Annotated in this window: 25 protein-coding genes; 6 read left to right on the plus strand and 19 right to left on the minus strand. The window is 38.9% G+C overall.

Going from position 1 to position 24,783, the window contains the following annotated elements; all coding sequences use genetic code 11:
• Positions 1 to 104: 104 nt before the first annotated feature.
• The 5 genes from accA to dnaE all read right to left on the minus strand — a co-directional run bounded on the left by accA (position 105) and on the right by dnaE (position 7,669).
• Entirely contained in the window at positions 105 to 1,076 is a 972-nt protein-coding gene (accA, locus tag CEY16_RS05895) for an acetyl-CoA carboxylase carboxyl transferase subunit alpha (RefSeq protein WP_101331015.1), read from the minus strand.
• On the minus strand, positions 1,073 to 1,933 hold the full coding sequence (gene accD, locus CEY16_RS05900; protein ID WP_101331016.1) for an acetyl-CoA carboxylase, carboxyltransferase subunit beta: 861 nt from the start codon (positions 1,931 to 1,933) through the stop codon (positions 1,073 to 1,075). Before accD ends, accA begins: the two co-directional genes overlap by 4 nt.
• A 79-nt stretch (positions 1,934 to 2,012) precedes the next feature.
• Positions 2,013 to 2,630 carry a FadR/GntR family transcriptional regulator gene (locus CEY16_RS05905; RefSeq protein WP_101331017.1) on the minus strand — a complete coding sequence of 206 codons (618 nt, stop codon included), beginning with the start codon at positions 2,628 to 2,630 and terminating at the stop codon, positions 2,013 to 2,015.
• Between the two features lie 21 nt (positions 2,631 to 2,651).
• Positions 2,652 to 3,896 (minus strand): NADP-dependent malic enzyme, encoded by a 1,245-nt coding sequence (gene ystJ / locus CEY16_RS05910; protein ID WP_238378764.1) that lies wholly within the window; start codon positions 3,894 to 3,896, stop codon positions 2,652 to 2,654.
• Between the two features lie 422 nt (positions 3,897 to 4,318).
• Positions 4,319 to 7,669, minus strand: a complete 3,351-nt coding sequence (dnaE, locus tag CEY16_RS05915; protein WP_162297871.1) for a DNA polymerase III subunit alpha — start codon at positions 7,667 to 7,669, stop codon at positions 4,319 to 4,321.
• A gap of 143 nt (positions 7,670 to 7,812) precedes the next feature.
• Here dnaE and CEY16_RS05920 point away from each other — a divergent pair, with 143 nt between their 5' ends.
• The 3 genes from CEY16_RS05920 to CEY16_RS05930 all read left to right on the plus strand — a co-directional run bounded on the left by CEY16_RS05920 (position 7,813) and on the right by CEY16_RS05930 (position 8,932).
• Entirely contained in the window at positions 7,813 to 8,145 is a 333-nt protein-coding gene (locus tag CEY16_RS05920; protein WP_101331020.1) for a YtrH family sporulation protein, read from the plus strand.
• Positions 8,145 to 8,648, plus strand: coding sequence for a sporulation membrane protein YtrI (ytrI, locus tag CEY16_RS05925; RefSeq protein WP_101331021.1), 504 nt, complete (start codon positions 8,145 to 8,147; stop codon positions 8,646 to 8,648). The genes CEY16_RS05920 and ytrI overlap by 1 nt, the downstream gene beginning before the upstream one ends.
• Before the next feature lie 101 nt (positions 8,649 to 8,749).
• Positions 8,750 to 8,932, plus strand: coding sequence for a YtzJ family protein (locus CEY16_RS05930; RefSeq protein ID WP_101331022.1), 183 nt, complete (start codon positions 8,750 to 8,752; stop codon positions 8,930 to 8,932).
• A gap of 38 nt (positions 8,933 to 8,970) precedes the next feature.
• Here the strand turns inward: CEY16_RS05930 and CEY16_RS05935 are convergent, their stop codons facing one another.
• Positions 8,971 to 9,921 (minus strand): DHH family phosphoesterase, encoded by a 951-nt coding sequence (locus CEY16_RS05935; RefSeq protein ID WP_101331023.1) that lies wholly within the window; start codon positions 9,919 to 9,921, stop codon positions 8,971 to 8,973.
• 91 nt (positions 9,922 to 10,012) lie between these two features.
• On the opposite strand from CEY16_RS05935, the gene CEY16_RS05940 reads away from it, so the two are divergent.
• Entirely contained in the window at positions 10,013 to 10,306 is a 294-nt protein-coding gene (locus CEY16_RS05940; protein ID WP_101331024.1) for a YtpI family protein, read from the plus strand.
• Here the strand turns inward: CEY16_RS05940 and CEY16_RS05945 are convergent.
• Together CEY16_RS05945 and CEY16_RS05950 are read right to left on the minus strand one after the other, a co-directional pair.
• Entirely contained in the window at positions 10,293 to 11,597 is a 1,305-nt protein-coding gene (locus tag CEY16_RS05945) for a DRTGG domain-containing protein (protein ID WP_202908600.1), read from the minus strand. The two genes, CEY16_RS05940 and CEY16_RS05945, sit on opposite strands and share 14 nt — an antisense overlap.
• Before the next feature lie 108 nt (positions 11,598 to 11,705).
• Positions 11,706 to 12,386, minus strand: coding sequence for a metal-dependent hydrolase (locus CEY16_RS05950; protein ID WP_101331025.1), 681 nt, complete (start codon positions 12,384 to 12,386; stop codon positions 11,706 to 11,708).
• A 109-nt stretch (positions 12,387 to 12,495) separates the two neighbouring features.
• On the opposite strand from CEY16_RS05950, the gene CEY16_RS05955 reads away from it, so the two are divergent.
• Complete coding sequence (locus CEY16_RS05955) at positions 12,496 to 13,593, plus strand: M24 family metallopeptidase (protein ID WP_101331026.1); 1,098 nt, start codon at positions 12,496 to 12,498, stop codon at positions 13,591 to 13,593.
• A gap of 292 nt (positions 13,594 to 13,885) precedes the next feature.
• Here CEY16_RS05955 and ald read toward each other — a convergent pair whose 3' ends face one another.
• Positions 13,886 to 14,998, minus strand: a complete 1,113-nt coding sequence (ald, locus tag CEY16_RS05960) for an alanine dehydrogenase (protein ID WP_101331027.1) — start codon at positions 14,996 to 14,998, stop codon at positions 13,886 to 13,888.
• Positions 14,999 to 15,102: 104 nt separating this feature from the next.
• Positions 15,103 to 15,861, minus strand: a complete 759-nt coding sequence (locus tag CEY16_RS05965) for an SDR family oxidoreductase (protein ID WP_101331028.1) — start codon at positions 15,859 to 15,861, stop codon at positions 15,103 to 15,105.
• Between the two features lie 226 nt (positions 15,862 to 16,087).
• Here CEY16_RS05965 and CEY16_RS05970 point away from each other — a divergent pair, with 226 nt between their 5' ends.
• Positions 16,088 to 16,540, plus strand: a complete 453-nt coding sequence (locus CEY16_RS05970; protein WP_101331029.1) for a universal stress protein — start codon at positions 16,088 to 16,090, stop codon at positions 16,538 to 16,540.
• A gap of 132 nt (positions 16,541 to 16,672) precedes the next feature.
• Here the strand turns inward: CEY16_RS05970 and CEY16_RS05975 are convergent, their stop codons facing one another.
• The 9 genes from CEY16_RS05975 to CEY16_RS06015 all read right to left on the minus strand — a co-directional run bounded on the left by CEY16_RS05975 (position 16,673) and on the right by CEY16_RS06015 (position 24,778).
• Positions 16,673 to 17,497: an EcsC family protein gene (locus tag CEY16_RS05975; protein ID WP_238378765.1), complete on the minus strand. Its 825-nt coding sequence runs from the start codon at positions 17,495 to 17,497 to the stop codon at positions 16,673 to 16,675.
• Positions 17,498 to 17,544: 47 nt separating this feature from the next.
• The gene (locus CEY16_RS05980; RefSeq protein ID WP_101331031.1) at positions 17,545 to 18,525 is read right to left on the minus strand and encodes a class I SAM-dependent methyltransferase; all 981 of its coding nucleotides are present in this window, start codon (positions 18,523 to 18,525) and stop codon (positions 17,545 to 17,547) included.
• A gap of 83 nt (positions 18,526 to 18,608) precedes the next feature.
• Positions 18,609 to 19,037, minus strand: a complete 429-nt coding sequence (ytfJ, locus tag CEY16_RS05985; protein WP_101331032.1) for a GerW family sporulation protein — start codon at positions 19,035 to 19,037, stop codon at positions 18,609 to 18,611.
• On the minus strand, positions 19,034 to 19,678 hold the full coding sequence (locus CEY16_RS05990; protein ID WP_101331033.1) for a hypothetical protein: 645 nt from the start codon (positions 19,676 to 19,678) through the stop codon (positions 19,034 to 19,036). Before CEY16_RS05990 ends, ytfJ begins: the two co-directional genes overlap by 4 nt.
• Before the next feature lie 312 nt (positions 19,679 to 19,990).
• Positions 19,991 to 21,577, minus strand: coding sequence for an amidohydrolase (locus CEY16_RS05995; RefSeq protein ID WP_238378766.1), 1,587 nt, complete (start codon positions 21,575 to 21,577; stop codon positions 19,991 to 19,993).
• Between the two features lie 84 nt (positions 21,578 to 21,661).
• A complete protein-coding gene (locus tag CEY16_RS06000; protein WP_101331034.1) occupies positions 21,662 to 21,868 on the minus strand; it encodes an alpha/beta-type small acid-soluble spore protein in 207 nt (68 codons plus the stop codon).
• An 85-nt stretch (positions 21,869 to 21,953) separates the two neighbouring features.
• Positions 21,954 to 23,156, minus strand: a complete 1,203-nt coding sequence (gene thiI, locus CEY16_RS06005) for a tRNA uracil 4-sulfurtransferase ThiI (protein ID WP_101331035.1) — start codon at positions 23,154 to 23,156, stop codon at positions 21,954 to 21,956.
• A gap of 5 nt (positions 23,157 to 23,161) precedes the next feature.
• Positions 23,162 to 24,298: a cysteine desulfurase family protein gene (locus tag CEY16_RS06010; RefSeq protein WP_101331036.1), complete on the minus strand. Its 1,137-nt coding sequence runs from the start codon at positions 24,296 to 24,298 to the stop codon at positions 23,162 to 23,164.
• Positions 24,299 to 24,430: 132 nt separating this feature from the next.
• Positions 24,431 to 24,778 (minus strand): hypothetical protein, encoded by a 348-nt coding sequence (locus CEY16_RS06015; protein WP_101331037.1) that lies wholly within the window; start codon positions 24,776 to 24,778, stop codon positions 24,431 to 24,433.
• Positions 24,779 to 24,783 lie beyond the last annotated feature (5 nt).

Raw genomic sequence — 24,783 nt, forward strand, 5'->3', positions numbered from 1 at the left:
GTTCCATTTGTATGTTTCATTTTAAATCAAACGTTGTATAAAAGCCATGCAAAGATATTAACGTACGAATATAAAAAGGAGCTGAGTCAACAGCCCCTCTTTCCTTAACCCTCATTTTTCACAATTGAAGTCACCGCACCGATTTTTTGGTACTTTTCCCACCTAGCATCCAATAGCTTTTCCTCAGACATTGGACTAAGTTCGTCAATCGATGTTCGAATTGCTTCTTTGATCTTGGTAGACTGAGATTCAATATCACGATGTGCTCCACCTTGAATTTCGTCGATAACGGCATCTATAACTCCTAATTCTTCCAAATCATATGATGTAATCTTCATTGTTTCGGCAGCTTTTTGTGCCAATGTAGAATCTTTCCAAAGTAATGCAGCTGCGCCTTCAGGTGATATGACGGAATAAGTTGAATTCTCCAGCATAAATAAACGATCTCCAACACTTATACCAAGTGCTCCACCGCTACCGCCTTCACCGATTACAATACAAATGATAGGAACAGTTAAGCCTGCCATTTCACGTAGATTTCTAGCGATTGCTTCACTTTGACCACGTTCTTCAGCTGCTTTTCCTGGATAGGCACCTTTCGTATCTATGAAAGTGATAATCGGTCGATTGAACTTCTCAGCTTGTTCCATCAAACGCAACGCCTTACGATACCCTTCAGGGTGAGGCATTCCGAAGTTACGTTTAAGGTTTTCTTTCGTATCTTTCCCTCGCTGATGACCAATTACAGTTACTGGGACACCTTCAAACTTAGCAATCCCACCTACAATCGCTTCATCATCTCCATAGTTTCGATCCCCATGCAACTCCATGAAATTAGAAAATAAGTGTTCAATATAATCAAGGGTCGTTGGTCTCAGTGGGTGACGTGCCATTTGGACACGATCCCAAGGAGACATATTACCATAGACTTCTTTCTCTAAATGAACCAGCCTCTGTTCAAGGTTTGCGATTTCCTCAGAGAGATCCACATCACTATCATCAGTGAATTTATGAAGTTCTGAAATCTTTTCTCTTAATTCAACAACAGGCTTCTCAAATGGGAGAACATGCTTCATGCCTGTCCACCTCCCGCTTGGTGAATATCTAACACTTGATACAATGTTTGTTTCATATCTTTTCGGTGAACCACTTTGTCTAGCTGTCCATGCTTCATTAAAAATTCAGCAGTTTGGAAATCATCCGGGAGTTTTTCACGAATGGTCTGCTCAATGATTCTCCGACCAGCAAAGCCTATAAGAGCCTGAGGTTCAGCAAAGTTGATGTCGCCTAGTGATGCAAAGCTAGCAGATACCCCTCCAGTAGTAGGATGAGTCATGAAAGAAATATATAATCCACCCGCACGGCTGAATCTTTCTAAAGCTACAGACGTTTTGGACATCTGCATCAAACTTAGGACTCCCTCTTGCATCCTTGCTCCACCGGAAGCGGTGAAAATGATGATTGGTAAACGTTCTTCTTGAGCCTGTTCAATAGCAGCTGATATCTTCTCACCAACAACAGAACCCATACTTCCCATACGGAACCTGGCATCCATGACAGCAATGGCAGTAGGTAAACCGTCAATTGTACCTCTTCCAGTAACTACCGCTTCATTAATGCCTGTTTTCTTTCGATCTTTCTCTAACTTATCAGTATAATCGGGAAATTCTAAGGGGTTCTCTGAGATCATCCCTTCATTCCACTCTTCGAAAGACCCTTCATCAAATAGACACTCTATGCGCTCATGAGCAGACATTTGATGATGATGATCACAGTTCGGACAAGTCATTAAATTCTTCTCCAGTTCCCTGCGATAATATATTTTTCGGCAAGACGGACATTTGATCATCATTCCTTCAGGAACATCTTCCCGCTCTTCTTGTTTTGAAACAGTGGCATATTTTCTCTTCTTTTGAAAAATATCTTTTAGCAAGCAAATTCCTCCTTCGGCCATTGACCCTCTTACTATAAAACATTACATATGCAAAGCTTGTCAGAATTTAAGAGTAAATTTACCTCTCATATAAGTGCTCAACTTTTTCCATCGCTTGCACGGTCTCTCCGTGTCTCAATAGCTCTATCATTTCCTTGTAGAAATGAGGGTTTTTATCAACATCAAATTTCGTTTGGAAAAACCCATCAACCAAGTGCCATATTTTTAACAACAAACGATTCTCTGTCTTCTCAAAAATGTTCATAAAAAAGCAAGTATGCAGATATTCTGGTTGACTGTCGCATTCCTTGAGGTCGTGTACCATAGAATCTAAATCGCTTGATGTCAAAACACCAGCAGTCTTTAAAATCCCTTGCTGCTCCAACATGCTTTTAACTTCAACTAGTTCACTCTTAGTATTTGATTCTCTTAGAACAAATGTTGCTAACAATTCCACCGAATGATATGGTCGGTAAGTTTTCAGAAAGGTTCCCTCACCATGTTTGGTCTCAATTAACCCCAATAATTCAATAGCTCTCAAAGCTTCTCGAACTGAAGATCGACCAGCATTCAGTTGTTCTGCTAACTCACGTTCGGAAGGTAATCGATCTCCTTCAGATAATTCATTCTCTTCGATGAAAATTCTTATTTGCTCGAGCACTTCTTGATAGACTTTCATTTTTGATTGGTTGGTCATCATTGACACCTCTAGCATCCTTTATTTGGATGATTCATCAATAGAAGTTAATTGCTCGGTCTTTCTTTTAACTTCCTCTGGATCCACATTGATACGTGCCACACCAGATTCCATAGCAGCTTTTGCTACTGCAGCTGCTACTGCAGGGGCTACTCTAGAATCGAATGGGTCAGGAATCACATAATCTACCGAAAGCTTGTCTTCACTTACTAAGCCTGCTATTGCCTCCGCTGCTGCTACCTTCATCTTTTCATTAATTCTCGTTGCCCTTACATCTAATGCTCCACGGAAGATTCCTGGGAAGGCTAATACGTTATTAACTTGGTTTGGGAAGTCAGAACGTCCTGTACCTATCACTTTCGCACCCGCTTCCTTAGCGTCATCTGGCATGATTTCAGGATCAGGGTTTGCCATCGCAAAAATTATCGGGTCATCGTTCATGCTCTCGACCATTTCCTTAGATAGCAGGCCTCCTACAGATACACCAATGAAAACATCAGAACCTGACATGACTTCTGCTAAAGAGCCTTCTTCTTTATCTTTATTTGTCATTTTAGCTATTTCATCTTTTACCTCATTCATACCGTATGAACGACCTTCAAATATTGCCCCTCGGGAGTCACACATTACGATATCACGAACACCGAAACTATATAATAATTTGATGATTGCGATTCCAGCTGCACCAGCTCCATTAGCTACTACTTTTATATCTGAAAAAGACTTACCTGATAATTTCAATGCATTGATCAAGCCTGCAACTGTAACAATAGCAGTTCCGTGTTGATCGTCATGGAATATTGGAATACTTGTTTCTTTCTTCAAACGCTCTTCGATAATAAAACAATTCGGAGCTGCGATATCTTCCAAATTGACCCCACCGAATGTCGGCTCCATCAATTTAACCGTACGAACAATTTCATCAACATCATTTGTACCTAGTGCAATCGGGAAGGAATCTACTCCAGCAAATCCTTTAAAAAGAGCTGACTTTCCTTCCATTACGGGTAGGGAAGCTTCAGCACCGATATTTCCAAGACCAAGAACAGCTGATCCGTCCGTTACTACAGCGACCATGTTCCCCTTCATTGTATAATCCCAGACAGCTTCTTTATTATCGTATATAGCTTTACAAGGTTCAGCTACTCCTGGAGAATAAGCTAAGCTTAAATCCTTTGAATTCGTGATTGGAACTTTGGAGTGTGTAGCGAGCTTTCCTTTATTGACTTGATGTATGTGTAACGCTTCTTCTCTTAGACTAGCCACATATACCTCTCCTTTTTTATTCATCTTAAGTATAATTTTTAAAATATAAGTTCATTTGATTCATTTTAAAATTCCTGGTCTGTTATGTCATCAATTTTATTAATCAAGATTTATAATATATTAGCTTCATAAAAATTTGGTGTTGATACAGAAAAATAGCTCGCTTTCCACGGGCAACGCCTCAGCCTCCTCGAAAGCTATGCTTTCTGTGGGGTCTTCAACTGTTGCTTTTCCGACGGACAGGAAGTGCTAGTGTCGACGTTGGTCACAGGACGTGACCGAACTTAGTCGACCCGCAGGAGTCTCGCTTTTTTTCTATATCCAATAACAAAGCCAATTTTTTGAATAAACACGTATAAAAAATGGTCAGACCACTGACCTAATTTATTATAACAGAACCGCTATTTGTGTAAAGAGATTCATTATTTTTGAATACTTTTCACTACCACATGATCATCTTGGAAAATATCCCTAAGTGATTCTAAGTTTTCAGAAGTCAACTCAAGATCATAGGACTCAGACAACTGATAGCTTTTCTTTTGGGTGGGTGAATAGACAACCACCTTCGTTCCCCCTGGGTACTGAGAGCTTAAATCTCGTAATTGAGCCACTCCATCTTTTTCATTACCTTCCGTCAACTTGATGAAAATTTGTTGATCGTTGGTTTTTGGGAGATCTTCAATCGAAAAATTGCTTACTTCCTTTAAAATCAATTGTCGTTTATCATTCCGTTCTTCAATTGTTCCTTTCACTTGTACGATTAATCCTTCTTCGATCCAACGACCAATTTCCCTGTGTACATCCGGGAAGATGACCCCATCGATATCTCCTGTTTCATCTTGGAGTGTAACGAAAGCCATCTGTTCTCCACGTTTCGTTCTTATTGATTTAATCGAATCAATGGAACTGACCATTTGAATCGTCTTCTTAATTTGAACGGTAAACGCTTGAGCAATTGTTTGCATCCCTTTTCGTGTCAAAGCTCGTCGCACATGAGAAAGGGGGTGATCGCTCAATGTAAACCCGAGCACTTGTTGCTCCATTTGTAATTCTTTGAGAATAGGGAATGGCTCAACATCTGTATACTCGACTTCAATATTAAAAAGTTCCCTATCCCATGAGATTTGTTGATCCATATCTGAGAACAATTCGCCTTGTTCTATAGCTTGCATAATCGACGCCAATACTTGTGCTCGATTTCGGTTCGTTTCATCAAATGCACCTGCTATCACCAGTGTCTCAATCGTAGACTGATTGACAGCGGATAATGAAACACGCTGACAAAAATCGAATATACTTTCAAAAGGTTTCGGTTTTCTCGCTTTAATGATTTCATCAAGCGATTGTCTACCGAATCCTTTGATTGCAAGTAGTCCAAAACGAATGTGTTGATTATTCGATACCGTAAACTTACCGAAACTTTCATTCACTGATGGCGGTAATATCTTAATCCCCTGACGCTTAGCTTCTTGAATATAGCGATATAATTTTTCATGATCATGCATGACTGAAGACATCAACTCTGCATAGAAATAGGCTGGAAAGTTAGCTTTGAAGTAAGCTAATTGATACGAAATCATTGAATAAGCAACTGCGTGACTTTTATTAAAACCGTAATCCGCAAATCGTTCGATCCAATCGAAAATTTCCTGGGCTGTCTCTTGTTGATAATCATTTTGTATGGCCCCGTCAATAAACTTGCGCTTCATCTGTTGGATGGCTGGAAGATCCTTCTTACTGATCGCTCTTCGCAATAGGTCAGCCTCTCCATAACTGAACCCTGCCATCTTACTAACCACTTGCATGACCTGTTCCTGATAAACCAGTACTCCATAAGTATCTTTTAAAATTGGCTCAAGGCTTTGGTGGATATATTTTACCTTTTCCCGGCCATTTTTCCTTTTTGCATAAGTCTCTATGAACTGCATAGGGCCTGGACGAAACAAAGCATTGACCGCCACAATATCTTCGAATTGGTTCGGCTGAACTAGTCGTAAGACACGTTGCATACCGTTCGATTCTAATTGAAAGACCCCAGTTGTTAAACTATTTCTCAGTAACTGGAACGACTTTTCATCATTTTGATCGATATCTTTTAAATTGATATAGATTCCTTCTCTTTCCCCAATCTGTTTCATCATGCGTTCTAGTAAAGTTAAGTTACGCAAACCGAGAAAATCCATTTTCAATAGCCCGATCGATTCTAAATCTTTCATTGGGAATTGAGTCAACAGAACACCATCTTGGCCTTGAATCATTGGAACACGATCGGTCATCGGTTTATCACCAATGACTACTCCCGCTGCATGAGTCGAATGGTGTCTTGGGAGGCCTTCAATTACAAAAGCAGCTTGAAATAACTTGATCAATTGATTGGATTTCTTAACGTAAGTTTTTAATTCTTCGGACTCCTTCACCACCTTTTTCAACGAGGTGACTTGCTGAGGTAAGAATTTCAGTAGCTGATTGACTGTGTCAGAATCTATTTGGAAGACTTTACTTAATTCTCTTATTGTAGATCTTGCTTGGAAAGTCCCGAAAGTAATGATTTGGGCTGCTCTCCCGGCATCGTATTTTTCGTTGACGTAACGAATGATTTCATCTCTACGATAATCAGCGAAATCAATGTCGATATCCGGCATGGATGTTCTTTCAGGATTCAAAAAACGTTCGAATAGTAGTTCATGCTTCAAAGGATCTACTTCAATTATGTCGAGTAAATAGGCCACAATCGAACCTGCAGCTGAACCTCTTCCTGGACCGACCATAATCTTCTGTTGCTTAGCGTAACGGATAATGTCCCAAACAATTAAAAAGTAATCAGAGAACTTCATGTTTTGGATAACAGATAACTCATACTCCAGCCTCTGCTTTGCTTCAGCATGATTATTCTTATACTTATGATCAATCTGTTTATTACAGAGTGCTTCAAGTTGTTCATCCGAAGAATCATACTTTTGCTGCTCGAATGTTGGGAGTGAAAACCACTGCCTTGGGAACTCTATCTGACATTGATTTGCTAGCATTGCAGATCGTTCACATTCATTAAACCAGTCGCCATCTATTCGATTATTCAATTCATCAACGCTCAATAAATGTGTTGCTGAGTTTGTTTCTGTCGCCACCGCTTCAACTGTCGATGTTTTTTTCATCGCCAACATCGCTTCATATGCGCTCTTGTGATCTTCTTTTAAATAGCGTACATCGCATGTGACAACCAATTGGTCTCTTCGATTTTGTGTCAATCCATTCAACCACTCATTTGTTTGCGTTGAATTGATCCGCAATGGCTCCACGTTTATGTACCATTGCTCAAATACAGAATCCATTTGTTCAAAAACACTATAAGGCACTTCCTCCTGTTGTAAAAACAACATTTCCTCTAGAAAAGTATCGTAAATGTTCAAGATTGGAAGCACATCATGGCGAAATGCCTTGAAGTCTTCCAATCTTAATTGTTTGTTATTAACTTGCACAGAATTGGAAAGCTGGACCAATCCTTGATAACCAATCCAGTTTTTTGCTAGCAAAGTCATCCGACAAGGGCGTTTTTCATCTTCAACAAAAAAGTCGATTGTCATGCCGATAATCGGTTTAATATGTTTGGCAATGCATTTTTTATAAAATTGATAGGCGCCATGCAGGTTCTCGTGATCTGTAAGGGCAATCTCATTAAGCCCTTCTTCTGCCGCCTTTTCAACATAGGAATCTATATCAATCGTGCTCTCTAAGAGTGTATAACTACTATGTACTTGTAAATGAACATAACCCACGTTCATCACACCTTTTCTGTTCCAAATGAACAATTCTAATTCTATTATATCGAAGGTTCTATCAACTTGAAATCATCAGCATATAAATTGTTGGACTTTCATAGGATACAACAAGAGACAGGCTTGCAGATGAGGGATATTTTATGGAAGAACGTTTTTTTGCAGCGATTATTAAATGCTTTTTCATTTCGTTTGGCGTCCTTGCAGGCGGTGCCTTATTTGGAAGCCTGAGTGCATATATAACTGGTGATCCACCAATTTCCGAATTGTTGATTACCGCTAAAAAGTTACGCATTTGGGCGATTGTAGCAGCTATAGGTGGAACCTTTGACGCCATATCGACGTTCGAAAAAGGCATTTTGGATGCATCCTCAGTAGAATTGATTAAACAGATCACATTGATTATCGCCGCGATGGGCGGTGTGAAAGCTGCCATCATTCTAATCAGCTGGATTACCAGAGGGGAAATCACCTGATGCACTTTCCACCATACTACAAGAAAAAAACATGGCAAGCTTTTTTCATAGGGATTTTCGCTGGTACGATTATCGGTTACATGATTTTTATCTATATGTACGGGGTTCATACTGAAAGGTGGATTGAAGAAAATCTTACCCTCAGAAATGAACTGAGTGAAGTACAAAACGAAAATGAACTATTGAAACAAGACAAAGATGACCTAAGTGAGGAGAATGAAAAAAAGTTTACCATACAAAAAGTTGAGATAGAATGGTTGAATGCTACTGAACTTAAGTTAGACCGTATCACTTTGCTCCGTTTGAATGAGAAAGTTCAAGCCCAGGTACAGCCAGTCATCGGCAGAAGCATTCAGTCTGTACATGACCAAAAGGAGCTATTAATTAGAACGATAGAAAACAAAACTTACCCTTTAAACGATATCAACTATCAAATGGAAGTGGTACACATGACATTGTCGACCACTATGACAATTTCTTTGAATATTGATACGACTAATTAAATTTGTCTAATTTTCGAAAGTTATGTCAAAAGCCTATAAATCCAACTTTAATCGGGTACAATATAAGTAGAAAGTAAAAATGTTTTAAAGGGGTGAAGTTCATGCTTGTTTTACAAAAAAGGGAATTAGCAGATCAAAAGTTGAACCGCTTGAAAAACGGCTATTCTGCTTATGCAGAAACAGAAGAACTCAGCCGAATGATTAAACGTAGAATAACTTCACAAAAATTAGACATCCATATCGACAATACAGAGAACGGATATTGGTTCATCCCAGTAAAATAACCTTCCACAATTAGTGGGAGGTTATTTTTTATTATCTTCTATTCTTTTTGCTCAAAATCCAAACAAACTTGATCAAGTGCTTCAATCATTTTTTCAGTTTCATCCCAAGAATACACCTTTGCGCCTGAGGCGAGCGGATGCCCCCCACCATTGAACTGGAATGCAACATCATTGATGACAGGACCCTGGGACCTTAAACGAACGCGTATGACATCGTCTTCTTCTACAAAAAACACCCAAGCTACGATTCCTTCTATATCACCTGCAATGCCAACAAAAGCTTGTGTTTCATCAGCAGTCAATTCATATTTTTCTAGCATCTCCTTTGTAATCTTGAACACAGCTAAGCCACTTTCGCGAGGAATTAACTCTTGTAATAATACTCCTTTGAATTTAGCTACATTCAACGGGATTTTATACATATTTTCGTATAGCTCTGATCGATCGAATTTAAACTGTGATAATTCTTTTGCTGCATTAAACGTTCTTTCAGTAGTACTGGGATACAAAAATCGTCCAGTATCAGCAACGATACCCGCATATAGTAGCCGAGCACTTTCATCACTCAATTCCCAGCCCTGTTTACGGCCTTCTAAATACAGTTCATAAATCATTTCACTTGCTGAAGAAGCCTCAGGATCTACCCACATCAAATCTCCATAAGGTTCGCGGTTCGGATGGTGATCAATCTTAATCACTAGATCACCCTTGACATATCTTTGGTCACAGATTCGCTCTTTGTTTGCTGTATCGCATACGATAATCAATGCACCTTCAAATTCACTATCTGAAATATCATCTAATCGAGCCAGGAAATTCAGTGATTCATCTTCTTCCCCTGCTAAAAGCACCTTCTTTTCTGGATATGTGTTCTTGATCATTTCACCCAAGCCTGCTTGAGAACCATAAGCATCCGGATCAGGTCTTTCATGTCTATGGATGATGATTGTCTCGTATTTTTCTATTGTATCTATTATTGAACTTTTCATGAATTAGCTTCCTTTCTTTACATTTATGCTAGATATTTTTCTGCGTGGTCGTTACAATTAACCCATCTGAGTATTGAAGGGAGTATCAATTGTGCCATTTTTTATATCAATTATAGTTATATCTTTTATTTTATATGTCTTTTTCAAGGTTAGGATATTAAACGAGAAAGAACCAGTGAAAATGCATTATACTAATGCCAAAGCACGGATGGCTCTCGGAACTTTCATATCTGCTTTTGGTATTAATCAATACGTATTTTACGAAACACAGTTAGCACTTTTTATCGGGATTGTATTCCTGATCCTCGGAATAGCGCAAATTGTGTATGGTTATAAATTGTTTAAGCATTTCCGGAATGAACTATTAAAGGTTAGCGATCAATAAACTGAGTCATAACCATCGCTTTACCTACAAGTTCCTCACCTGAAGATACTTCGACGTCCACCTTCGCAAATTTACGTCCGAGTTCCAACACTTCAGGCTTAATTGATAATGAACTACCAATCTGAACAGGTTTCATGTAGTATATCGATAAATTTTCGATAACCATGTCACCTGTTTTTTCTTGTTTCAGTGTTTGATTACAAACTTCAGTTACGAAAGACGCGAAAACCCCATACGATAACGCACCTAATTGATTCGTCATTTGAGGCGTGACTTCAGTCATGAAATGTTGTTCCAACTCATCATAGGTCAATTGACTTTGAACAATATCATCAATCGTTTCTCCAATTTGTGGTTGGCGTTGATTACTTTGAAGACCTTTAATAACATCCTGTCTCGTAATGACGCCTTGGAAAATCATTTGTTCATCCACAACAGGAAGCAATTCTATCCCTTGCCACACCATAGTATGTGCTGCACTAGCTAATGATGTATTAGGTTTAACAGTAATCGGTTGCTTCGTCATCAATTTCTCGATTTTACTTTCTCTACTTTTACCAATAACATCTTTGGATGTGACGATTCCAACCACACGATTTTCACTGTCGATGACAGGATATCGACTGTGCTTAGTCTCAGAATTGAAGTCATACCATTTGGAAAGCGTATCTGTTTCATTCAATACATAAGTTTCACTGAATGGTGTGTAGATATCATCTACGATAATGATATCTTTCTTAATTAACTGGTCGTAAATGGCTCGGTTGATCATTGTGGCAACGGTGAATGTGTCATAAGTACAGGAAATTACAGGAAGTTCGTATTGATCTGCGAGTGCTTTGACTTTGTCAGAAGCATCAAACCCGCCTGTAATTAATATTGCTGCACCTTCGTTCAAAGCCTTCTCCTGAGCTTTTACACGGTTACCTACAATTAAGAGTGATCCTTTTTCTGTATATCGCATCATATCTTCTAACTGCATGGCACCGATAACGAATTTGCTCAACATCTTATGTAAGCCACTACGTCCACCTAATACCTGTCCATCGACTATGTTCACGATTTCAGCAAATGTCAGCTTCTCGAAATTTTCTTTTTTCTTTTTTTCGATTCTAATCGTTCCGACACGTTCGATTGTGCTTACGATGCCAACATTTTCAGCTTCTTTGATCGCTCGGTAGGCCGTTCCTTCACTTACCTTAATATCTTTCGCGATCATCCGGACAGAAATCTTTTGTCCAATTGGTAATGATTCTATATAATTCAATATTTGTTCATGTTTCGTGGACACACGAATCACCTATTTCTTTTTACTTAGATATGTTTATTATACATTTACGGACAAGTGGCTTCAATTTTATGTAATGGAGTAGCCCGGACGGACTACCCTTTGAGTGAATTATAACGATAGTTGATCTCCTGGTTTCATCACTTTTCCTACTCCTGATTGTAACGAATCTACAAATGATTCAGGATCTTGTTTAATTACATCGAAAGTGTCAAAGTGAATTGGTACTACCTGCTTGGCTTTAATCCACTCACAAGCTAATTGTGCGTCTTCAGGTCCCATTGTGAAATTGTCCCCGATTGGAACAAAAGCTAAATCGATATCATTGCGATCACCAATCAACTTCATGTCTGAAAACAGACCTGTATCTCCCATGTGATAAACCGTTTTACCACCGATGGTAAGAAGAATTCCACTTGGCATACCTGTGTATACAATTGAACCATCATCTTCAAAGAATGCAGAACCATGAAAAGCTTGAGTCAGCTTTACAGTTCCGAAATCAAATGTATGTGCTCCTCCTATATGCATAGGGTGTGCGTTCAACCCTTTATTTTCAAAGTAGGTCGCGAGCTCGAATGGTGCAATGATTAGAGCATCATTGTTCTTTGCAATCTGTTCAGTGTCTCCAACATGATCATTATGACCATGTGTCAACAAAATATAATCAGCCTTCACTTCATCAGCATTTAAGTCACATAACTCATTTCCTGAAATAAAAGGGTCGATAATAATTTTTTTGTCGTTGTCCTGAACCTGAACGACTGAATGACCGTGATAAGAAATATTCATAGAAACATCCTCCTAAAAAAGTTTTATAGAAATAGTTCTATACAGTTCATTTATTTCCCTTGTTTCGTTATGATTACACTTAAAGTCATCAAATATTAGGAGTGTTTATATGGAAAAACGAATAAAAAAAGTTCGAGAATCAATGAAGGAACGCGATGTCGATGCAGTGTTCTTAACATCTAAAGCAAATGTATTTTATTATTCAAACTTGTATGCCGAAGCACATGAACGCTTAATTGCTTGCTACATCGACCAAAACGGGAATCAAATGTTGATCGTTCCAGCATTAGAGAAAGAAGATGTGAAGAATGCTGGCTGGCAAGGAGATACTCTCACTTATTTCGACCATGAAGATCCATGGGATATATTCGCAAAATATTTACACGATCAAAATGCAAATGTCAAAACTATGGCTGTAGAAAAAGGGCAGCTCAATGTAGAACGTTTTGAACGGTTGGTAGGATTGTTGCCAGATGCACAGTTTGCTGATGGACAAGAAATGCTCAACCAAATACGTGTACAAAAAGATGAACAAGAACTGAAGATTTTAAAAGAAGCAGCAAGCTTTGCCGACTATGGAGTGGAGACAGCTGTTAAACACATTGCTCCAGGGAAAACTGAACTTGAAATTGTTGCTGAAGTTGAATACGCCTTGAAGAAAAAAGGAATTCGTCATATGTCTTTTTCTACACTGGTTCTTACTGGCGAGAAAACGGCCTCACCTCACGGAAATCCTAGCACTACAAAGATCCAGTCTGGTGACTTTGTATTGATGGACTTAGGGGTAGTTCATAAAGGATATTGTTCAGATATCACTCGAACCGTCGCTGTCGGTGAAGTTTCAGATGAGCAGAAAAAAATATACGAAACAGTTCTTGAAGCAGAATTAGCCGGACTCGATGCATGTAAAATCGGTGAACCTCTTGGCTCAATTGATCAAGCTGCACGTAATGTTATTACAGAAGCTGGATACGGGGAATATTTCACCCACCGCATTGGCCATGGGCTTGGAATAGATGTTCACGAATACCCTTCGATGGCTTCAAATAATCAGTTACCTTTAAGAAAAGGGATGACATTCACAATCGAACCTGGCATTTATCTACCTGGTGTTGGTGGTGTCCGAATCGAGGACGATGTTTACATGAGCGAAGAAGATGGTCCTGTTCGGTTGACTGAATATCCGAAGGAATTAATCATTTTATAGAAGAAAAGAGATACAATATACATGAAAGCTCCCTTGCGATTTCTTAAGCAAGGGAGCTTTTATGTTCAATACTATAAAGTTTTTCTCGCTCTTCTTTTTCTGAATTTACGGAACAACGGATAAATGATTGGTCCAAATTTAAAGATTTTACGTAATAGTCCCATGTTGTATCACTCCATTGATTTAGGATTTACTTTAGTATTCCTGAATCCAACCTTTTTAAAACATGTCCACTCAAAAAGAAACTTCGCAATAGGCTTTAAAGCCTTGCGGAGTTTAACTTATTAGTATTTTATAATAATTCATTCAGATCTTTGAAATCCAATTGATGGGCATCGGCTACTGCTTGATAAGTGACATATCCATCAAGTGTATTGATTCCTTTACGCAAATGAGCATTGTCATTAACGGCTTTCTTGTAGCCTTTATTAGCAAGTTGCATTGCATAAGGTACAGTAACATTAGTTAGTCCCAATGTAGATGTTCTTGGAACAGCACCAGGCATGTTAGCAACCGCATAATGCACAACTCCGTGCTTGTCGTATGTTGGAGCGTCGTGAGTAGTGATACGATCCACCGTTTCTACAATCCCACCTTGGTCGATTGCTACATCTACAATTACCGATCCTTCCGGCATATCTTTTACCATTTCTTCAGTTACTAATTTTGGAGCTTTAGCACCTGGAATGAGGACAGCCCCAATCAGTAAGTCTGATTTTTTCACTGCTTCGTGTATATTAAGTGGATTAGACATGACCGTGTTGATCGAAGTACCGAAAATATCATCTAGTTCGCGTAAACGTTCAGGGCTTAAATCGACAATCGTGACATCTGCTCCAAGACCCATTGCGATTTTCGCTGCGTTCGTACCAACAACTCCACCACCAATAACGGTTACATTACCGCGAGCAACACCCGGAATACCACCTAGAAGAATACCTTTTCCTCCACGTGATTTTTCTAGGAACTGCGCACCAATCTGTGAAGCCATTCTTCCAGCAACTTCACTCATCGGTGTTAATAATGGTAGCGAACCATTGTCTAGTTGAACCGTTTCATAAGCAATTCCAACTACTTTGTTATCGATCAGAGCTTTCGTCAATTCAGGCTCCGCAGCTAAATGAAGATAGGTAAATAAGATAAGTCCTTCATAAAAGTAATCGTATTCTTCCGGAAGTGGTTCTTTTACTTTCATGACCATCTCTTGAGACCAAGTTTCTTTAGCAGTAGAGGTAATTGTCGCCCCCGCTTCTTTGTACTGCTCGTCCGTAAATCCAGAACCCAAACCAGCCTCTGTTTCAACAAATACTTCATGACCAGCACTCTTGAAAGCAACCACTCCAGCAGGTGTTAATGCCACGCGGTTTTCGTTGTTTTTAATCTCTCTAGGTATTCCGATTTTCATGTTATAAACCTCCCATTTCAAAAAATATATATGTGTATTAATTTACCCTCAAATAAGTAATCGCTTTAACTATAACACTAGAAATCCAATTAGGGAATAGCTCTTTACAAATGCCTATGAATGACATCCAAACCGCCTGTAACCTCAATAACCGAACCAGTAATCATATCCGAATCATCTTTACAAAGGTATCCAACCGTCCGAGCAATATCTTCCCCTGTTCCAGGACGTCCGATAGGAGTCTCTGTCGAATTCTTCTTTCGACTTTCCTCAATGTTAGCTTCCTTCATTTCTCCAGAAATATTACCTGGAGCAACCATGTTCGCTGTAATACGGTTTTCTGCTTCCTCTAGTGCAACTGACTTTAACAAGGATGATAATCCGACCTTCGCAGCAGCAAATGCTGATCGATAGATCCAACCAGAACTATGATTGGCCCCTTGAAAGCCAAGGAAAACCAGTCTTCCAAACTGTTGTTTTCTCATAATAGGAAGTACATTTTTTAATATATGAAAAGAGGCATCCAAATTACCTCGGATCATCTCGTTCCATTCCGAATCAGAATAATCATGAAGCTTTTTCCGCTCGAAAATATATGGGCCAGCATTGTTAACAAGACAATCAATCCGGCCGAACTTTTGATAAGCACGACTAATGACTCGCTCTATTTGTGTCGGGTCCAGGACATCTAGTTGCTCTATGTGGATCCTGTCGGTATCATTGGGGTTCTCTTCTAATAATTGATCAGCTTTAGCCAGGTCCGAAAAATATGTAGCAGTGACACTGTATCCATGTTCTAGAAAATAGTCCGTCATTTTCTTCCCAAGACCTTTTGTGCCTGCGGTAATCACAACATGTCGCATATGAATCCTCCATTTGAACTAGATTGAACTATATTTTATCACGAGTGGTTCACGAACTGAAACCAATTAACTTCACTGAAAAATTATTAGATCTCCTTATACATTTTGAAATTATGTAAGAAATTAAAACTTGAAGGATTAGCATTCGGAGGAAGCTAAATTTTTCTCATTATTAAAAATTCTTAATGCATGATATACTAAACTTAAAATAAGGGGGTGCCAATCCATGGCTTTCGAATATCATGATATTGTCATAGCTGTTGATGGTTCCAAGGCTTCCGACTTCGCTTTTCAAAAAGCAATCGATATTGCCAAAAGGAACCATGCAAAACTGATTATCTCCCACGTAGTCGACACCCGTGTATACTCAACAATTGAAGCTTATGACCGAAGTGTTTCAGATCGTGTTCAAAACGATGCAATGGAATTATTGAAAAGCTATCAAGAACGGGCAGAAAAAGCCGGAATAGATAATGTTGTCGTCGATTTAGAACATGGATCGCCCAAAGTCAAAATTGCAAAAGAAGTTGCACCTAAACATGGCGCAGATTTAATCATCTGTGGGGCAACTGGAATGAACACCGTCGAAAGATTCTTCATCGGAAGCGTATCAGAGCACATCACACGTTATGCAAAGGTTGATGTTCTCGTTGTCCGTCCTGAAGATATGGTCCAGTAATGCATGTAATTTAAAGTATTGAGAAAAACTTGGCTTATCGCCAAGTCCTAATGGCGAAAGTCTTTGTTCTTCACACACTTTAATCCTTTAACAAAGTTAGACATTCTTAAAGTATAAAACGAATGGATGGAGTTATTTACTCCATCCATTTTTCTCATGAATCAACCGGTATTGGTAAAATTTCTTTGCAAAATCACTCACTTGTTTCGCTAATTTATAATTAGAGACAGCCCCTATCCCAACACTGACAATCGGTATGCCTTGCAACATTTTTTTCTTGAACATCACAATCGCTAGCGTCTTGAAAAGGTTTTGAAGAGGTGGTTCTAACCAACTCTCGTCAGTAATCCATTCCTGTTCATCCATGATTCCTTCCAGCTCTTCCATACTACCCTTCAACTCTTCCCAAGCAAGGTACTGCATTCGCTTTGGCATCGCTCCCGCATGAAATACTTTCAATGCAAGTATCATTTCAAGAGGGTTGTGCATGTTGTAACCAAAACATGTGCCAATCAATTGAACACTCCGAAGGTTAAGAGCAATCATCATAGGAAAATCGAGTCCAAGAAGCAGCCAACCGCCCGTACCAGTGATTCCTCCTTGGGAAAAAGCATATAACCGATTGCGTGCAACTTGCTGATCAGCCATATAAGTCAGCTTCTCAATCGAAATCGACCGCAAATCCTCCACTCTTTCAATAGATTCGTCATACGTCCGACCGACTTGCAAAATACGGTTCGTGGCATCCACTTGAGCGTTTGTGCTTTGCAAAAATGTGTACGTATACAATATCCATTGGTCCATCACTTCAAAAAAACGATGCTGGGTGTTGTCTGGCAATTTAGCGAATTGATCTTTTACCCATATCTCATAGACTTTCTCAAAATCATTGGATACATAATCAGATAATTCTAGTTCCCAGGTGGAAACTTCCCTCAAAATTCGTTCCTCTCCCAATTCCATCGTCTCCTTTTTAAAAGTTCAGTAAGATCAGATCTTTTTATCTAACGATCGTTTTTAAACCATTCGTTAATCTGTTCCAACATTCCATTCATCGCATGAGCATCTTTGAATGAAGGTAGTTCAGCAAGCATCACTTTTTTAGGGTCTTTCGTTTCAGTACCTTTTTTCTGCAAGATAAATATACTTTTTTGATGCTGTTTATTTTTGAACATGGATTCAGGAAGTTCTAACAGACCCACGATATGAGCATTTTCTTTTAAGAAAGACTGGAGTTGTTCTTTTTGCTCACTTTCAAACAAAAAGCTAGGTACAGTCAGAAATAAGTAACCCGCTTCTTTTGTATACTTCAGACTTTGTTCGATAAATAGATGATGGGCAAATGAATGATCTTCCTCTGCTTTCAAATCATATCCACTCGCTGTTTCATCATCCGGATAATATCCGACTGGTAAATCGGAAATCACGACATCGACTGGCTCTAGTAAAATCGGTTTTAAACTATCCTGGTGGAAATACTCCACGTGACGCTCTTGAAGGTTTGTGTTGTTAAATGCAAGTCTCATTAATGTCGCGTCTACTTCACTACCAAAAGCGGCAATTTCAGTGCCTTTTTGCTGATTAAGGACGGCAAGGAGTAAGTTTGACGTACCGCACGCAGGATCGAACATCCGATATGACTTTTCCCCTTGCATGAATTTCTGCACTAAGTACCCCATGAACATTCCAACCGTATCAGGTGTAATGTAATGGTGTTGTTGGGTAGCGCCTTTCATCCCTTTAAGAATGGCTAATTGCATAGCTTTACGGCGAACTTCCATTTCAAAATCTTTCAGATGAACTTTACCGAGTTGATCCTTCAAACTTTTATCATATGATGGTTCCAAGTCATCAGGCATTTCACGATCAAACAAAAGTTGACTAGCCGCTATTACAGCTTCTAAATAAGGAACGTTTTCTTCTTGTTCTATTATTGTTGCTGTCTGGTCTATCCACTGAAAGAGTTGTTCGATTTGTTCTTCCATTTTCGTCCCTCCACATTGCTACTTATAAATGAATCACTGTATATATTTTAGCAAAGTTCGAAATTGGAAGATAGAGCTAACCCTTACTCAGGTGTATTCGGCATATCCTTTTTTCGATTATTATTTTGAGACATCAGATGTTGAATTTTTTCAACTGCCTGAGGTGCAAGGTCGATCAGCTTCTCGACCAAATGAGTGTTTTCATCTAGGTGGACCATTTTCACATCATGTGCCTGCACAATTAGAAATGCGACTGGTGTAATGGATACACCACCACCTGTTCCCCCTCCAAAAGGTAAAGAAGAATCTGATTGTTGATTCTGATCATTGCTTCCTCCTTTAAATTGACTTCCACCTGCTGCATAACCGAATCCCACTCTGGACACCGGAAGTATTACTGTAGATTTGTCTGGTGTCTCAATAGGGTCTCCTATAATCGTATTGACATCAATCATGTCCTTCAAATTTTCCATTGCTGTTGCCATCATATCCTGTATTGGATGTTCGTTCATTCAAATCCCACCTTTTTCACTTTTTGATATTGCTTCATGATTTTAAATGCACTACGCATAATGTCACCGATTTTAAAAGATAATATGCAGTTGAAATCTATTTCAAAGTATTCTCTTGAATAAACGGCATGATTTTGAAACAAGGGGGTCGAAGCTTTTTTAATATTAGAAGCTAATATTTGATATATCACAGCTTGAATAGAATAAATTTGACCGATGAGTATAGCTGTATGGTCCGCCCTTCCTAAACCTATTGAGGAGGAACATTCGAGATTCCTGATTTCGAAAGTAGATAATATCCTTTTTACTTGTGGAAAAAAATCAGTTGTTGTACGAATTAACTTATTAACGTCTTCCAATTGATTTTTCATATCCTGCAGCGTAAACTTTTTTCGCTTTTCTCTACCTTCTACTGCAAGGGGATCATCTTTTTCTAGCACTTCAAGAGCACCCTCTTCTAAGTTAAGTTCGATTAGAGGAATAATTCGCTTGAATATCCGCATACCAAACCAACTTACAGTAAATATTAAGTCTTTTTGTTCTTCTGCGTATGTAAAATATATGTCCACAGTTAGCTTTGAGAGCCAGATCACAGAAATTATTAAGCATATGATGATTAAGATTGAAATAACCCATACCATTACTTTCACCTCGTTAATAGCATGAGAAGATACTGGAAAAATTATGTATAAGTATTGTTGACTTTTACATATTGGTTAATGGGGAAGTCCACAATCGATGCGTTTTTACATAAAACAAAGAAAAACACTGAGAATCCTGGCCGACTATATTCGGTTACGTCCTGTGACCAATATCGACACTAGAACATCCAGGTCGTCGGATAGCGAAGTGTTTTTCTTTGCGTAGTCTTAGAACACTATAAACACAAAAATCCGAACAAATTGTTGTTCGGATTTTTGTGTGCTAAATTTCTTTATTCTAGCCTCTTATTACTATTTACTATATACGATTTCTTCACCGACTATTGTCCGGGTTACTTTAATTTTATGAAGATCAAGAGAATCTACTTCGAAGGGATCCTGGTCTAAAATAACAAAATCAGCGAAGTGTCCCTCACGGATTCGCCCTTGTTCATCACTTTTGCGTATGACTTCTGCTGGTTTAACCGTATATAATTCAATTGCTTCAAATACGGACAAACACTGTTCCAGACCATAGGGTTTACCATCGAACGACGAGCGACGATTAACAGCTGCATCAATTCCTTCCAATGGATTGATATGTTCGATGGGGGCATCAGATCCACCTGCACAAATAATCCCTGCCTCAATATACGTTTTCCACGGATATGACGTTCGAATCAAATCTTCTCCTACACGATCGATTACCCACGGGAAATCTGAAGCGACGAAGGTAGGTTGCACATCTATGATCACCTGTAACTTTTTCATTCGTTCGATTAATTCTGGTCTCATAATTTGCGCATGGATGATACGGTCGTTTTGCCCTGATGGCACCGGATGTCTTTCAATCATATCAACGATTTTTTCAACGGCTTCATCTCCGATTGCATGGACAGCTACTGCCATTCCCATACTACGCGCTTTTATCACTAGTTGTTCAAGCACTTCATCGGAGTGGATCGCGACACCTCTTGTTTCAGGATCATCTTTATAAGGTCGGGATAATAATGCGGTTCTTCCACCAAGTGCCCCGTCCACAAAAATTTTCATTGCTCCAAACTCAAGCCAGTCATCTTTTACAGTCGCTTCATATCCTTCTTTGTAAAATTCATCCACAGCATCATGGTGAACCAAAAGGTGAGCACGAAAATTCTTTTGCCGCGTTATCACTTGTTTAAAAGCATCAAATGTATGTTTAAAACCTCCATAATAACTGAGGTCTTCACTATGTCCACCGACGATTCCGTATTTCAATAAATCATCGATTGATGTTTCGATCGCCCGTTCTAAATAATTCTGGCTGACAGAGGGCATGGCTTCTTTTATCAACTCTTGAGCTTGGTCAAAAAATGAACCATCCAGTTCTCCCGTTTGATCACGTCCAATTACTCCCCCAGGGATATCTTCGCTTTTGTCATCCACACCAGCGATTTCCATTGCTTTTGTATTTACAACTAAAGCATGTCTGCATACCCTTGAGAGCATGACAGGGTGATTAGGACTTCGCTCATCCAGTTCTTTCCGATGTATCACAACGGGGTCATCCCAGTAATTTTCGTTGAACCCTTCTCCTATCAACCATTCTCCATCGGTTAAACCTGAAGCGGCCTTTTCAACAGCAGTCAGTACCTCTTCACGAGTTTCTATATTTCCTAAATCTAACCGAATAAGCCGTTCACCATGTCCGATAATGTGCATATGACTATCTATAAATCCTGGAAGCATCACACCATCAACTTCAATTTCCTCTGTAATTCTATCTTGATATGTAGATTTTAAGTCCTGCAATGTTCCAGTAGAAACGATTTTGCCATTTTCAGTGAATACCGCTTCAACAGAATGACCTTCTTCAGCCATCGTATATATTTTATTACCATGGAATAATTTCCCCACCATTCACGCCTCCGAACTATTTACTTTTAATCCTTTTTTGACACCAAAAAGGACAACGCTTATTAACGTTGTCCTTATTGTATAACGTTATTGTTGTTGATTGCCATTAAATTGCTGTTCTGCCTGTTGAACTAGACGTTTTGTGATTTCTCCGCCAACAGAACCGTTCGAACGAGATGTTGAATCAGGACCTAGCTGAACCCCAAACTCCTGAGCAATTTCATACTTCATCTGATCAAGCGCGGCTGCAACGCCAGGCACTACTAATTGATTTGATGAGTTTTGGTTTGCCATGTCTATCACCTCCTCGATACTATTGTTAGATATCGAGAAGAAATCATTCAAAGTAAAACATGGAAATTATGAAGAATTACAAAATCTAAAATAAATCTTCGTAAAGTTCTTCTTTCGATTTCTTTGAAGAATCATAAGTTACTGTCTCCAGTTCACTTAAAGCTTTTTCTATTTCCTTAGAGAAATCCATGCTTGATTCTATCGCATTAATTTTCTCACGCTTAGGTTTCGTTTTCGGTGCTTTTGGAACAAAGATTGTACAGCAATCTTCATAAGGACGAATTGAAATATCATACGTATCAATCGATTTCGAAATATCAATAATTTCTAGCTTGTCCATCGCCACTAAAGGACGGATGATTGGATAGTTCGTCACCTCATTGATCGTATGCATGCTTTCCATCGTTTGACTTGCTACTTGGCCTAAGCTTTCACCAGTTGTTATTGATAAAATGTCTCTTTCCGCAGCGACCCGCTCACTAATACGGAACATTAAACGCCTCATAATGGTCATACCATAATAGTCGGGTGCTTCTTTAAAAATTTTCTGTTGAATTTCAGTGAAAGGAATAAAATGCACCTTCATTTTTCCACTAAAGTTCGTTAACTTTTGAGCTAAGTCTTCAACTTTTTGTTTTGCACGCTCACTTGTAAAAGGCGGAGAGTGAAAATGGATTGCCTCCAACTCTACCCCGCGCTTCATAGCTAGATAACCAGCGACTGGACTATCAATTCCACCAGACATCAATAACAATGATTTGCCGGTTGTTCCTACTGGCAATCCACCTTTTCCAAGTATCTTCTTCGCGGTAATATAAGTGGCTTCATGTCTGATTTCAACTCGAATTTCTACATCAGGATTATGAACATCCACTTTCCACGTATCCGTGTTGCTAAGTAGGTGTCCACCTAGTACTTGGTTCATTTCTTGAGAGTTCTTCGGAAATTCTTTATAAGATCTTTTACAAGTTACCTTAAATGTCTCGCCTGCTTCTTGTTTCAATGCCTCTAAAGCAGAATTTTTTATAGACTCTTCATCATTCTCAACTTTCATTGCCAAACTGAATGACTGTATGCCAAAGACATCTTTACATTGATCAAGAACTGCTTCATAATCTTCCCCGTTCAATAAAATATACATATGATCCCGACTTGTACGTACCTTTGTTGCAGGAAAATCGACTAATTTGCGTTGAACTTGCTCCTTCAACTTTTGCACGAACATTTTTTGGTTTTTTCCTTTTAATGATAGCTCTCCATATCTGACTAGAATATGATCATAATTCATGTAGATTACCCCATTATATTTTCGTATTTCTTCAAAATTTTATTTATCGCTTTAATGAAAGCGTCAATATCTTCTTCAGTTTGCTCTATATGCATGCTCACTCTCACTGCAGTCGCTGCTTGATCATCAGTATGACCACAAGCAGCGAGAACATGACTAACATCATTCTTCTTAGAAGAACATGCAGATTTAGTTGAAATATAAATATTTTCCTCGCCGAGGGCATGAATCAACACTTCTGGTTTGAAGTTCTTCACTGAAAAGTTCAAAATGTGCGGTGCACCTTTTTCAGGTGAGAGAATTGTAATCGATTCATGAAGTTCAAGCTCATTTATCAATCGTTTTCTGAGCTCATTTATTCGATTAACCTGACTCATTTTCTCCAAAGCCTGTCTCATTGCTTTAGCTAACGAAACCGCACCAGCCAAATTTTCAGTTCCTGGTCTAACTTGTCCCTCTTGAGAACCACCATGAAACAATGAATGTAATTTCACGGGAGACTTTTTAACTAAACATCCTGTCCCCCTCAGTCCATGTATTTTATGACCCGAAATAGTTATCAAGTCTAGACCTTCATGTTGGTAATTCAGTTTCACTTTTCCGAATCCTTGGACGTGATCAGTATGAAAGAAAGTTTTAGGATAATTTTTCAATAATTCCGCAATATCCTCTATCGGCTGAATCGTGCCGATTTCATTGTTCACGTGCATAATTGTCACTAAAATAGTGTCTTCCCTTAGAGCTTCTTTCAGCTCATTTAACGATATCTTCCCCTGATGATCAACTTTTAAGTAAGTCACTTCGAATCCATCACTTTCCAAGTATCTGCAAGCTTCCAATACCGAAGGATGCTCCACCTGGCTCGTGATAATGTGATTACCACGTTGTTTGTGTTCACGGGCAATTCCTTTTATAGCTAAGTTATTACTCTCAGTTCCACCTGAAGTGAAAACAATTTCATTCTCTTTTATTTCTAATAATGAAGCAACTTGCTTTTTTGCTTCTAATAATAGTTGCTCAGATTTGCCGCCCAACTGGTGAATTGAAGAAGGGTTAGCATAGAAATCAGTTGCTACTCTACTGAATGTGGACAATACATCTTCGGATGGTTTCGTCGTTGCACTATTATCCAGATAGATCATTCCATCCATCTCCTTTAAGTCTCTTTCTTTCCAACGATTTATAATATCACACCATGGAACATTGTTGCAATTTCCCTATTTAATCATTGCAAAGCTTTAACATGAACAAAAAGTAAAAACTACCCAATTGTATTATTGGGTAGTTTCTTCATTGATTTCGTCAGTTAAGTCCAGCCAATCCAACAGTTCATCAATAGATACGCCTTCCTGTTGGGGAAATTGACTCTCTAACCCGTTAGATAAAGAAGCAGACTCGCTTTTCTCCATTGTTGGTGCGTTCTTCTCTTCATCAATTTTCTCTCGTTCTTCGATGATACTGTAGAAATCTGTCGATTGCTTGTCTATTATGGCTATTTCCTCGGAAATATTATGTGGGTTCGCTACCAACGGGGAACTACTGTCTTGAAAAAATAAAAGTATAACAAAGGTCCAAGTAAGTACGAAAAGCACCGTACTAGCCCCAACGATTACTCTCTCCATTTTTA

It is taken from the genome of Halalkalibacillus sediminis (genome assembly GCF_002844535.1).
GTDB lineage: Bacteria > Bacillota > Bacilli > Bacillales > Alkalibacillaceae > Halalkalibacillus_A > Halalkalibacillus_A sediminis.